Here is a 12,697-nt window from a genome sequence, read left to right on the forward strand (position 1 = left end):
CGGTTAGAAACGAGCTAAAAACGACAAAACCCAGTGAAAAATCGCGCTGGGTTTTTGTAGCCTCGGCAAGAATCGAACTTGCATCTAAAGTTTAGGAAACTTCTATTCTATCCATTGAACTACGAGGCCGGGGCGCAAAAATAACGATTTTTTTAGATGGCGTTTAATATCGCTGCTGCTTTCTCTAGTGTTTCATCAGATTTTGCAAAGCAAAAACGAAGTAACTTATCATCTTTTCCGCCTTCATTGAAGACAGAAACCGGAATACTGGCAATGCCATTTTCTGTTATCAGTTCTTCGGCAAATACCACGTCATTTTCAGTAGTAATCTGGGAGTAGTCGAGTAATTGAAAATAAGTGCCTGCGCTAGGCTTAAATGTGAATCTGGAATCTTTGATAAGATCGAGAAACTTGTCTCTCTTTTGCTGATAAAATGCCCCCAGATCCCGATATTTTGACTCATTTTCCAGATATTTGGTAAGCGCTACTTGTGTAGGATGATGCACACAGAAAACTACATTCTGGTGTATTTTATGAAATTCGGCCATAAGATCTGCCGGAGCCATGCAGTAACCCATTTTCCAGCCTGTTGTATGAAAGGTCTTCCCAAAAGAGGAAACTATAATCGCTCGTTTTGCAAGTTCTTCAATCTGTGAGACACTTATATGACTCTTACCGTCAAAAATGATATGTTCATAAACCTCATCACTTAATATAAGTATGTTCGTACCGCTCACTATTTTCTGCAGACTAAGCATATCTTCTTTTGAGAACATCATCCCACTGGGATTATGCGGCGTGTTTATAATGATCATCCGCGTTTTTGCGGTGACGGCTTCATTTACCTTTTCCCAGTTTATAGCATTGTACGGCGCTTCTAACTGAACAGGAACAGGTTTTGCTCCTTGCAAGATTATTGTAGGTTCATACGTGTCGTAACAAGGCTTTATCACTACCACCTCATCTCCCAGATGCACAAAAGCAGTTATTGCACAAAATAAAGCTTCGGTTGCGCCGGCAGTTAGAGTGACTTCTTTTGCAGGATCGTATGATTTACCATGCAGATCTTTAACCATAGCGCAAATTCTTTCGCGTAAGCTAAAAATACCCGCTAATGGTGCATATTGATTGTGACCGTCACGCACGGCCTGAGACACCAGCTCAACAAGTTCTGTATCTACAGGAAAATCTGGAAAGCCCTGTGAGAGATTTACGGCATTATGTTTTGCCGCCAGCGCACTCATCTTAGCAAATATTGAGATCTCTGTATGTGGAAGTTTACTCGGCATTTTCTTTTTTTAAGAGCTCTGCTATTTCCTCAAGCTCTGTGTACCATTCCTGACCAAATTTACGCAGTAATGCGGCTTTTGTAAATTTATAGACCGGCACCTGTAGTTCTTTACCCAATGTGCAGGCATCATCGCAAATAGGCCACTTGTGATAATTTACCGCTGCAAATTCTGAATATTGCTGTATGCGCACAGGATATAAATGACAGGAAACCGGCTTACGAAAGTCAACTTCTCCTGCATTGTAAGCGTCTTCTATCCCGCAGGAAGCAACACCTTCTGGAGTGAAAGTAACATATGCACACTCTGCACCGTTTACCAGCGGAGTTTCTAATTCATCAAAATCTGTGGTGATATAAGTTCCCTGCTCCTCGATTGCCTTTATCCCTTCTGGTCTTAGAAAAGGTTTCACTTTAGGGTAAATCTCTTTGAGTATAACAGCCTCTTCTTCTTCTACGGGTGCTCCGGCCTCACCGGCAATACAACATTCACCCTTGCAGGCAGCAAGGTTACAGACAAAATCCTTATGGATAACGTCTTCTGAAACTATGGTTTTTCCTATCTGAAACATGGGCGCAAAGATACATTAATGATCAGGTAAAGAAAACGTTAAATATTAGTTTACCATAGGCGACTAATCAGTAGAATAGCATTACTTTTGCCGATTCTTAAAAAATAAGAGATTATGGGATTTGATTTTAAAGAAATCGCAACAGCAAGCATGATTCTTTTCGCAATTATCGATATTGTGGGAAGTATTCCTATTATCATAGACCTCAAGAAAAAAGTAGGTCACATACAAAGTGAGAAAGCTTCTATTGTAGCAGGTATTCTTATGATCTTTTTTCTGTTTTTAGGAAAAGAGATTCTTAACCTCATTGGTATTGATGTAAATTCTTTTGCCGTAGCCGGTTCTTTTATATTATTCTTTATTGCTTTAGAAATGATTTTGGGCATTCAGCTTTATAAGGATGATGCTCCTGAAACAGCTGCGGTTGTGCCTCTGGCTTTCCCTCTTATTGCTGGCGCAGGTACGATGACATCTTTGCTTTCTTTACGATCTGAATATGCGGTTGAAAATATTATTGTAGCGATCGTGATCAATATTGTATTTGTTTACATCGTGCTGAAATCTTCCGGAAAAATAGAACGTATATTGGGAAAACAGGGAATTAATGTGATACGAAAGATCTTTGGTGTAATTTTGCTTGCAATAGCGGTAAAATTATTTACCACAAACATTCAAGGACTATTTAATTAAGAACTCCACTGAATTATGAAGATCTTTATATACATCATTCTTGCCCTTTCTACGGCTTTATTAATATTCAATCTTACAAAAATAGATTATAACGCACCTTTTGAAGGAAATAGTACGGTGGCCGTGATATCTGTATTGGCGTGTGCCTGTGCTATTGTTTTGCTTCTAATACTTCAGGTATCTAAAAAGATTGCGCAAAAGCAAAAGTGATCGTTCTTCTTTAGAACATGGTTATAAGTGACGGATTGATAAACTCGTAAACCACCCCGGCGATAAAAGTGATGATTGAAAGAACGAGGAATATTTTGTGTAGTTTTTGATAAACCAAAGTACGCTTTAATTTTTTGATAAGCTTCTCGTCATCAATAAGAGTGATCTGCTTTTTTACTTCCTTTTCTGAAAGATAAAACGGACTCACAGAAATACCGTTAGAAATAAGAACACCAGCGCTATTATCAAGTAGTCTGAATACTGCGGCAATACAAAAAACAAATATTGAAGCTATAATTACCATTTTATTTCCTGCTAAGAGATATAACTTTTTCTATCATAGGATTGCCCTCATTAAGCATCTGCTCAAAAACATCAGTATTAAATAACTGCTGAGCCATTACTGCTTTTATATACTGTTTAAGCTCCTTCTTATAATTACGTACGCGCACTGTAACATTACGCTCTGCAGCGAAAGATACAAAATCCTGAATATTTTTATCTGAGATAGTTACCTCATCTCTAAATTGCTGAAGTGACAAACCATTGTAATACTGCCTGTTCTCTTCAAGCAAACCAAAAACAAAACGAGACATAAAACCAGATCTAACGGCATAATTGAGCGTTTCCTTCTCGTAGTCTGTGTCTTTAGGAATAAAAATGTCTGGTATTATACCGCCGCCGCCATAAACAACTTTCCCTTTTGGTGTCACGTATCTTAGGCTGTCATCTACTTTTATACTATCGATACTTTTAAGTTCGCCATTCTTATAACGAGAAAGATAATCTTCATAATAAGCCTTGTTACCATTGTCGTAAGGACGCTGTATGCTTCTGCCTGTTGGGGTGTAATATCTGGCTATAGTTAAACGCACAGCGCTGCCATCTCCCAATTCCATTTCTCGCTGTACAAGACCTTTACCAAAAGAGCGCCTGCCTACTATTACTCCTTTATCGTTGTCCTGAATTGCTCCTGCTACGATCTCACTTGCAGAGGCAGAATTCTCATTGATGAGTACATAGACCTTACCATTTTCAAAATCTCCTTCATCTGTAGCATATGAGTTATCTATTTTACCGGTCTTATTTTTAGTAAAGAGAATGAGTTTATCATCTTCAAGAAATTCATCTGCTACACTTTCTGCAGCAGAAATGTAACCTCCGGGATTATCTCTAAGATCAAGGGCAAGCTGAGTAGCTCCCTTTCGCTTAAGAGCTTTAATGGCAATTTTAAATTCTTCCGGTGTGCTTTCTGCAAAACGATTGAGTTTAATATAACCCAATGTATCTGTTAACATGTAGCTGGCATCTACGCTTTTTAACGGAACCACATTACGTGTAACCTTAAAATCAAGAAGCTTAGGGTTACCCGGGCGCTTTACCTTAAGATCTACCGTAGTATTTATCTTCCCTTTAAGTCTGTTTGTAAGTGAGTCGTCATCTGTAGCGCTACCAGTAAGTAACTCATTATCTGCATAGACAATACGGTCACCTCCTTTAATTCCCACTTTTGCACTTGGCCCGCCTTCTATTGCCTGTATAACAGCAATAGAGTCTTTGAAGGTGTAAAAAGTAACGCCAATGCCCACAAAATCGCCTTTCATGCTCTCATTAACCTGCTGCAATTCGTTTGATGGAATATACACCGAGTGTGGATCAAGATTCTCAAGAATACCGTTTACGGTGACATCTACTATACTATCTGTATTGATAGGATCAACATACTCGTAATCTATGTAATCTATAAGTCGGTTGAGTTTTTCCTTTTTAGCATTGCTGCCAATAAGAACTTTGGGCGCGCTACTAAAGTTTAATTTACTTCCTATTAAAATTCCTATTGCAATCGCAGAACCAATGAACAGGGGCAGATATTTTTTGTGGTAACCTTCCATTAAATATCTATGTTTTCAATTTTTACAATTGACACACCTGCCTTTGCGAGAAAATCTAATCCGCTCTCGTCTTTATAACCCTGATGGTAAACCAAACGTTTAATACCTGCCTGATGAATAAGCTTGCTGCAGTCTTTGCAGGGCGACATGGTAATGTATAATGTAGCTCCGGCACAAGACTGTGTAGAGGAAGCAACTTTTAAAATGGCATTTGCTTCGGCATGAAGCACGTACCACTTCGTATAACCGGCATCGTCTTCACAAATATTTTCAAAACCGGTAGGTGTACCGTTATAACCATCTGAGATGATCATTTTATCTTTAACAATTATAGCACCTACTTGTCTTCTTTCGCAATAAGATAATTTTGCCCATTCCTGCGCCATGCGCAAATAGGCTACATCGTATTTTAATTGCTTTTCTGGAATTGTCATATCCCGTGGATATTTACTAGAAATATTAATGCGATTGCGAATATAAAAAACATAAACCGCTTACGCATCAATTACTTGCTTCTTTACCATGGATAATTTGAAATAAGCATAGGTATTACCATCCCAATAACGACAGCAGATATCACCATCATCCAGTCTCTTCTTGAGAATCTGAAAATTGTCTGGAATATAAAACTGAGAACCAATACTATAAATACTACGATAATCTGCGAAGCTTCAATCCCCAAAGCAAACTCACCCAATGGCAATAATTTACTATCTAAATGGGCGGTAAGCTGTTTAAAAAATGAAGAGAAACCTAAACCATGAATAAGACCAAAAAATAAGGCTGTAATTAGTAAAAGACCCAACTTATCTTTCTTAGAACCTTTACCTGAGGTGAAAATATTGTACAGCGCAGCGACAAAAATGGTCACAGGTATTAAAAACTCTACCAATCGCCTGTCTACCTGCACAACGTTATAAACAGATAACAAAAGAGATAAAGTATGACCTAAGGTAAACAAAGACACTAACAGCAACACGCGCTGCCAGTCTCTAAACAAATAAGGAACAGTGAGAACAGTTAAAAATAAAACGTGATCATAGGCTTTCCAATCTAGAACATGGTCAAGCCCAATATTAAAGTAGAACCAAAAATCTGACATAAAATTTATTGAGGTTTAGCAAAGCTACAATTTTAGGGAGTAGCAATTACAAACGTTAAACTAACGATAAACCGAAAACTTTCAAACAAAAGCTTTCGTATTTTAATCTATCATTTAATTCTCTATACATTGAAGAACGTAAAAGCTGTATACTTCCTTATTTTATTACCTCTCTTTTTAAGTTGTGGCGCTAAGCCGGTAACTGCAGATCTGGAGGTGAAAAGTCCGGATACTCTGCCTATATACACCTATTTAGACAATATGGGGAATACCTATATCATAAGACCCGGGAAATTAGAATATACTCCCGTTTCTGAAGAGAACTCTATAGATGGAATAGATGACCAAGGTTATCATACAATGATTAATATAAGCGTAAATGCATTCAATAAAATAAAAGCAATAATTGAGCAGGAGCGAGCGCGTAAACAAAACGAACTCACAGATCGAGATCCCGCTTTGCCAGTACCTGAAGTAACAAAAAGAGACGCAGCAGAGACAGTCACTACCACACTGGATCTGGAAGCGGTACGCCAACTAAACTTTATACTAGAACCTTATTTAGAAGACCAGTAGATTTTATGAAGAAATTAAAAGAGATATTCAATTTTATTAAAGAAACATATCTGGCCTGGGATAAAAATGACCCTTTTGCACAAAGTGCAATAATAGCATACTACACCCTTTTTTCATTGCCGTCCTTATTAATGATTGTTACAACTCTTGCGGGTTATTTCTTCGGAAGAGAGGCCGTTCAGGGAAGAATTAGCGGCCAAATAGGTAATTATATTGGTCCAGATTCTGCCGAGGCTATAGAAGAAATGATAAGCAACGTGACTCTTAATGATGGTAACTGGGTCACAATTATAATAGGGCTTGCAGCGCTTCTCTATGGTGCCACCGGTGTATTTTTTCGCATGAAAATGGCGATGAATAACATCTGGAACGTTAGGGAAAAGAAGCAGAATTTTAAAACCATGGTAAAGAATAGAGCTATATCTTTTGGTATGGTTTTGATTCTTGGCTTCATGCTTCTTGTATCATTAGTGATTTCAGCGGGTCTGGCAGCTTTAAGCGAATATCTTGAAACTGTTGCTCCTTCTGTGACCGTATTTGCAGATGTGCTTAAGTACTTAATTTCTTTCGCATTCATTGCAGCCTTGTTTGCCGCGATATTTAAAATACTACCTGATGTAAAAATGACCTATAAAACCACATTGCTAGGAGCCTCTGTTACAGCGATCCTGTTTTTGATAGGTGAATACGCTTTGGGTTATTATTTCACATCAAACAATCCTGCGTCAGTTTATGGCGGTGCTGCATCTATCGTATTAATACTGCTATGGGTAAATTACACCTGTCTTATCTTATTTTTTGGCGCAGAGATCACTGTGCAATATGCACTTTCTACAAAACATAGAATACGTCCCAGTAGCAATGCAGAATTAGCTTTTGAACAGCAACTAGAAGAATTAAAAAAAAAAGAAAAGCAAGCATTAGAGGACAAGAAAAAAGCCGAAGAACTGAAACATAATCCGCCGGAAGATAATTAATCTTCTCCAGTTACCTCTTTGATCAAATAAACATAAACCGGATAATGATCACTATAACCACCGGTGTATGTTCCATTTGCATAACTGCGAAAAGGATAACCTTTATACTGTCCTGAAGCACTGCTTAAAAATGGCTCATTAAATATGCCTGCCCTGTAAAAAGTGTAATCGTCGTATTCCTTTTCAATTAAAGGAGCACTAAGTATGATCTGGTCAAAAAGATTCCAGCTATCTCTGTAGGCTAAAGTTCCGGCTCCATTTAAATACATATTGTACATGGGGTTGTAAAGATCCTTTTCATTCAGCGATTCCCGGTTCTGCTTAGCACCTAAAACTTGTGAGACGCTTTTATTAGTAGGATCATCATTGAGATCTCCCATAGTAATCAACTTTGCATAGGGGTTTTTATTTAAAATAGAATCTACAATTTTTCTGTTTAATTGAGCGGCAGCCTCACGCCTTACACTGCTTAATTCTTCACCACCAGAACGTGATGGCCAGTGATTAACAATCACATAAATCTCACTCTCATCCAGAACCCCTTTAACTAGTAATTGATCTCTTGTGTATGCCCGTTTGGCAGCGTCATCATATGCGTAGATCTCTACTTCATGTGCGCTGCTTTTTACCGGAGTAAAGATCTCCTTTCGATATAAAAGAGCAACATCTATCCCTCTCCTATCTGGCGAATCGTAATGAACCACTCCATAATTGAAAGATGCCAGCTGCGGCTGATTAATAAGATCTTCAAGCACCTTTCTGTTTTCAACTTCTGCAACACCCAATAGGGCAGGCGGGCCGCCAGAAACAGATTTACCAATTTTAGAGATCACGGTCGCCATATTGTTTAGCTTATCGCGATAGTTTTCTTCAGTCCAGTGATCACTGCCATCTGGAGTGCGATCATCATCAAAAGTGATAGGATCGTTTGCCGTATCAAACAAATTCTCAAGATTATAGAACGCGACCGTGACTACCTTAAATTTTCTTGCTTGTGAAAAGCAGGAATAAAAATTAATTATGATAATAATTAACAGTATCGTTGAATTTTTCATTGAAATATTATATAATTACCAAATATACAATATCTAATTATATCAAAATCAGATACTCAGATTGCATAATCTGAAGGTCTATTTGCCTATGAAGAAATTTTCTACCGTATACATTCTGCTCGCCTTTTCTCTATACTGTCACAGCCAGAATTATACCGTAAGTGGAAATATCGTAGATGCCATAACCTTTAAACCTATTCCTGAAGTTGAAGTTACTATTAACAGTGGCAACTATAACACTTATACCACCACAGATGGTTCTTTCAAATTTGAAACCGACTTAAAATCTGGCCCTTACACACTCATCATTCAGAAAGAAGGTTACTTAACGCAAAGACTCCCCATACTGCTGGAACAAAAGGAGAATCTCTATTTTCAAACAATTCCGTTAGAGATCGATGTGACTAATCAGCAGATGGAGATAGGTCTCATTACACTTTCAGACGATCAATTAAACGGTGATGATGATCAGGCAGATTATAATATTTCGGGACTGCTTACCGCGACAAAAGATGCATTTCTTAATGCAGCTGCATATGACTTCAGCGCAACATTCTTTAGACCCCGAGGTCTTGATAGTGAAGATGGCAAAATACTGATCAATAATATAGAGATGAATAAACTCTACAGCGGCAGACCACAATGGGCAAACTGGGGCGGACTGAATGATGCCCAGCGCAATCGAGTTTTTACAAGAGGCATCAGCGCAAGCGAATCTACATTTGGTGATCTTGCCGGTTCAACAAATATTATCATGAGAGCATCGCAATATCGCAAAGGTGGGCGCGTATCCTATGCCTCTTCTAACCGCACATATACGGGCAGATTTATGGCGAGTTATAATACGGGGCTTGATAAAAATGGCTGGGCATTTTCTACATTGATATCAAGAAGATCTGGTAATGAGGGCTATATAGACGGCACGTTATACGACGCTAATTCTGTTTTTATTTCTGCAGAAAAAAAGATTAATGAAGCACACAATTTAAATCTTACCACATTTTACAGCGCTAATAGAAGAGGCAGAAGTACGGCGCTTACAGATGAGGTTTATGATCTAAAAGGTAGAAAATATAACCCTAATTGGGGATACCTAAATGGTGAACAACGTAATTCACGCATTCGTGAAATTAAAGAACCCGTGATCATGCTAAACCATTACTGGTCCTTAAATGACAACACCACTTTAAACACAAGCATTGCTTATCAATTTGGAAAAACAGCTAACACAAGAATTGAGAATGGAGGGACTCGCCTGGTTACGACAGATGAACAAGAAAGTTACGTGGGCGGCGCCCGAAATCCGGCGCCTAATTATTATCAAAATTTGCCCAGTTATTTTTTAAGAGATGTAAATCCCACTGCTGTAGATTATCAAAATGCATATCTGGCCGAAGAAGAATTTAGAGAAAATGGCCAACTTAACTGGAACGCGATGTATGCTGCCAATACTCTTGCTACACAACAAGGCGGCAACAGTATTTATGCTCTACAAGCAGATGTTACCAATGATAAAAAGTTCACTTTTAATTCCGTTTTTAGGTCTAAAATGACCGAAAATATAGTCTTAAATGCCGGTTTTAATTACCTAAATCTCAATAATGAGAACTACGCTCGCCTTGAAGATCTTTTGGGCGGCAACAACTTTCTCGACATAGACAGTTTTGCCGAAGATAATTACTTAACAGAAGGCAACCTTGCTCAAAGTGATCTGCAAAACAGAAACAGACTGGTACAGCAAGGAGATAAGTACAAATACCATTATAAAATAAAAGCTGAAGATGTAAACGCTTTCGCGCAAGCTCAATTTAAATACAGCAAAATTGATTTTTACGTCGCTGCAAAAATTGGTTACAGATTTTATCAACGCACCGGTCTCTATGAAAATGGCTATTACCCCGGCAACAGATCTTTTGGGAAAAGTGAACCTAAAAAAATCGGCGCTTTTGGCCTAAAAACCGGCGCTACATATAAAATATCGGGAAGACAATTGGTAGACATCAATATCGCAAACTTCACAAAAGCTCCGGGTATTAGAAATACATTTAGCAATTCGCGGCAAAACAATGATCTTGCAAGTGGGCTTTCTCCTGAGAGAACTTATGCGATCGATGCGAGTTACATCTACCGTTCTCCTTTTGCTAAGCTCAGGCTAACCGGTTATTATATCAACAAGCAAGACGGCAATGATCTTTCTTTTTTCTACACGCAATCTGCGCAGGGTGTAGATGATGGTTATGCATTTGTACAAGAGGTTGTGGGAGATATAGATCAAATAAACCGAGGTCTTGAACTTGGAGGTGAGATGCAGATTTTACCCACTTTTAAGCTTAAAACAGCTATCGCTCTGGGCGAAAAATTCTATAATAACAATCCGCATATCTATTATACAAGTGATGATATTGATGGCCAGCTCACATTTGGAAATGGCAAAACTAATCTCAAAAATTACCACATTGCCGGCGGCCCCGAACAGGCGTATCAAATTGGTTTTGAATATCGGGATCCTGATTACTGGTGGGTGGGCGCTACATTTAATGCTTTCGCGAAAGCGTATGTAGACGTAAGCAACTTACGCCGCTCTGATGCTTTTTTATTAGACTCAGACGGTCTGCCCCTAAATCAATATGACGACGACACAGCTAAAAGTTTATTACAACAGGAAAAACTCGATTCATACAATTTAATCAATATAGTTGGCGGCAAGTCGTGGCGCATAGGCGATTATTTTGTGGGCTTTTTTGCTACCATAAACAATGTTCTCAACACAGTCTACAAAACCGGCGGATTTGAAGATTCTCGCATTAGCGATTATCGTGGTTTGCTTGAAGAAAAAGAACGTGACACGCCGCTCTTTGGCAATCGCTATTTTATGGGTTACGGCACAACCTATTATCTCAACGCATACGTGCGCTTTTAAGATTTAAAAAAGAATAAAATGAAGAAATATATAGCTCTACTCCTAATTTTCTCTTCCTGCGTTCATGATGACAATTTTAAAGTTCCGGAAGTGATTTTTGAAAAGCAGCCAAAGCCCGAAAACATCGTTTCTATAGCCGCCGTAAAAGGCAATCTGGCACAAGTAGAAGATGGTATTTTCACATTTAGTGATCCTGATATTTTTATAGAAGGCTACGTCATAAGCAACGATGAAGCCGGTAATTTTTTTGAAGAACTCGTTCTACAGGACAAACCTGAAAATCCCACAGCAGGAATCGTTTTACAGGTAGATGTGAACCCCTTATTTACAAAGTATGAATTTGGCAGAAAGGTTTATATAAAACTTGAAAGTCTCACGGCAACAATCGTAAACGGTACAGTTCAGTTAGGTGTACGTGATAATGGTACTATTGCTCCTTTGCAGGCTTCATTAATAGATGAATATATAACCCGATCTGAAGAAGTTGCAGAGATCATACCTCTCGAAATTGAAATAACCGAATTTTCAGACGACTTAGAAAACCTCTTTATTCAGTTAAAAAACGTTCAATTTAACAGGAAAATCGCTCTTGGCGAAAACAGAAAAACTTTTGCTTCTGAAGCGACAGACGAGTTTGACGGTGAGCGTTTACTTGAGAGTTGCAATAGTCGAGGCAGAACGATAGTGAGCACAAGCACATATTCAGACTTTAGGGCGATGCTATTGCCACAGGGAAGCGGGAGCTTACAAGGTGTTCTATCTCGCGACTTCTATGATGAATTTTTCGTTGTGAATATCAATTCACCTGCAGACATTGATTTTTCTAATGAGCAGCGCTGCGATCCCGAAGAGCTAACTTGCGGACTTGCTGCAACTGCCGGAGACACAATTCTATTTCAGGATGATTTTAAAGATCAAAAAAAGAACAAACCCGTTTCAGGCAACGGCTGGACCAACTTTATAGAATCTGGTTCTTCAGAATGGGAAGCTTACACAGCCGAAAGCGCAAATGCATCGCAGGGCATTTCGGTAAAAATAGATTCTTACTCCTCAGACGATACTAATTCTATCGCATGGCTCATCACACCGCCTATTCAATTAGATACACTTTCTAAAGCGACACTTCATTTTGAAACATCTAATAGTTTTGCAGATGGCAGCGATCTTGAAGTTCTTTTTTCTACAGACTGGGATGGCAACCCGGAAACAATTACAACTGCAACCTGGGGTATTGTTTCCAGCGCATATATCACGCAGGATGATGATTACTTTGGTGATTGGTTTGGCTCAGGGCTGGTAGATCTTTCCTGCGAAACCGGTGAGATCTACATCGCTTTTAAATATTATGGTAACGGCAGGGATGCAAACGACGGCACTTACGAACTTGATAATGTGAAAATAACAGGACAGTAAGA

13 protein-coding genes and 1 tRNA gene are annotated in these 12,697 nt (G+C 38.7%); 6 read left to right on the forward strand and 8 right to left on the reverse strand.

Annotated features, from left to right (window positions below):
• Positions 1–57: 57 nt before the first annotated feature.
• The 3 genes from ACH3PA_RS05310 to ACH3PA_RS05320 form a co-directional block, all read right to left on the reverse strand.
• Positions 58–129: transfer RNA gene (locus tag ACH3PA_RS05310), tRNA-Arg, on the reverse strand.
• Between the two features lie 23 nt (positions 130–152).
• Positions 153–1,289: a methionine aminotransferase gene (locus ACH3PA_RS05315; protein ID WP_416446487.1), complete on the reverse strand. Its 1,137-nt coding sequence runs from the start codon at positions 1,287–1,289 to the stop codon at positions 153–155.
• A complete protein-coding gene (locus ACH3PA_RS05320) occupies positions 1,279–1,860 on the reverse strand; it encodes a DUF3109 family protein (RefSeq protein ID WP_416446485.1) in 582 nt (193 codons plus the stop codon). The genes ACH3PA_RS05315 and ACH3PA_RS05320 overlap by 11 nt, the downstream gene beginning before the upstream one ends.
• 114 nt (positions 1,861–1,974) lie before the next feature.
• Between ACH3PA_RS05320 and ACH3PA_RS05325 the strand changes: the two genes are divergently transcribed.
• Both ACH3PA_RS05325 and ACH3PA_RS05330 read left to right on the forward strand, forming a co-directional pair.
• The gene (locus tag ACH3PA_RS05325; protein WP_416446483.1) at positions 1,975–2,550 is read left to right on the forward strand and encodes a MarC family protein; all 576 of its coding nucleotides are present in this window, start codon (positions 1,975–1,977) and stop codon (positions 2,548–2,550) included.
• 15 nt (positions 2,551–2,565) lie between these two features.
• A complete protein-coding gene (locus ACH3PA_RS05330) occupies positions 2,566–2,760 on the forward strand; it encodes a hypothetical protein (protein WP_416446481.1) in 195 nt (64 codons plus the stop codon).
• A gap of 10 nt (positions 2,761–2,770) precedes the next feature.
• Here ACH3PA_RS05330 and ACH3PA_RS05335 read toward each other — a convergent pair whose 3' ends face one another.
• From ACH3PA_RS05335 to ACH3PA_RS05350, 4 genes are all read right to left on the reverse strand, one after another.
• On the reverse strand, positions 2,771–3,064 hold the full coding sequence (locus ACH3PA_RS05335; RefSeq protein ID WP_416446479.1) for a hypothetical protein: 294 nt from the start codon (positions 3,062–3,064) through the stop codon (positions 2,771–2,773).
• Position 3,065: 1 nt separating this feature from the next.
• On the reverse strand, positions 3,066–4,652 hold the full coding sequence (locus ACH3PA_RS05340) for a S41 family peptidase (RefSeq protein ID WP_416446477.1): 1,587 nt from the start codon (positions 4,650–4,652) through the stop codon (positions 3,066–3,068).
• Positions 4,652–5,086 (reverse strand): deoxycytidylate deaminase, encoded by a 435-nt coding sequence (locus ACH3PA_RS05345; protein WP_416446475.1) that lies wholly within the window; start codon positions 5,084–5,086, stop codon positions 4,652–4,654. Before ACH3PA_RS05345 ends, ACH3PA_RS05340 begins: the two co-directional genes overlap by 1 nt.
• An 83-nt stretch (positions 5,087–5,169) precedes the next feature.
• Positions 5,170–5,754 (reverse strand): HupE/UreJ family protein, encoded by a 585-nt coding sequence (locus ACH3PA_RS05350; RefSeq protein ID WP_416446473.1) that lies wholly within the window; start codon positions 5,752–5,754, stop codon positions 5,170–5,172.
• A 129-nt stretch (positions 5,755–5,883) separates the two neighbouring features.
• Between ACH3PA_RS05350 and ACH3PA_RS05355 the strand changes: the two genes are divergently transcribed.
• Both ACH3PA_RS05355 and ACH3PA_RS05360 read left to right on the forward strand, forming a co-directional pair.
• Positions 5,884–6,330 carry a hypothetical protein gene (locus ACH3PA_RS05355; RefSeq protein ID WP_416446471.1) on the forward strand — a complete coding sequence of 149 codons (447 nt, stop codon included), beginning with the start codon at positions 5,884–5,886 and terminating at the stop codon, positions 6,328–6,330.
• Between the two features lie 5 nt (positions 6,331–6,335).
• A complete protein-coding gene (locus ACH3PA_RS05360; RefSeq protein WP_416446469.1) occupies positions 6,336–7,307 on the forward strand; it encodes a YihY/virulence factor BrkB family protein in 972 nt (323 codons plus the stop codon).
• On the opposite strand, the gene ACH3PA_RS05365 is transcribed toward ACH3PA_RS05360, so the two are convergent.
• The gene (locus tag ACH3PA_RS05365) at positions 7,304–8,362 is read right to left on the reverse strand and encodes an endonuclease/exonuclease/phosphatase family protein (RefSeq protein ID WP_416446467.1); all 1,059 of its coding nucleotides are present in this window, start codon (positions 8,360–8,362) and stop codon (positions 7,304–7,306) included. The genes ACH3PA_RS05360 and ACH3PA_RS05365 overlap by 4 nt on opposite strands.
• Positions 8,363–8,450: 88 nt before the next feature.
• Between ACH3PA_RS05365 and ACH3PA_RS05370 the strand changes: the two genes are divergently transcribed.
• Both ACH3PA_RS05370 and ACH3PA_RS05375 read left to right on the forward strand, forming a co-directional pair.
• The gene (locus ACH3PA_RS05370; protein WP_416446465.1) at positions 8,451–11,282 is read left to right on the forward strand and encodes a carboxypeptidase-like regulatory domain-containing protein; all 2,832 of its coding nucleotides are present in this window, start codon (positions 8,451–8,453) and stop codon (positions 11,280–11,282) included.
• An 18-nt stretch (positions 11,283–11,300) separates the two neighbouring features.
• A complete protein-coding gene (locus ACH3PA_RS05375; protein WP_416446463.1) occupies positions 11,301–12,695 on the forward strand; it encodes a DUF5689 domain-containing protein in 1,395 nt (464 codons plus the stop codon).
• Positions 12,696–12,697: the final 2 nt, after the last annotated feature.

The sequence above is a fragment of the Leeuwenhoekiella sp. A2 genome (assembly GCF_047946655.1).
Classification (GTDB): Bacteria; Bacteroidota; Bacteroidia; order Flavobacteriales; family Flavobacteriaceae; genus Leeuwenhoekiella.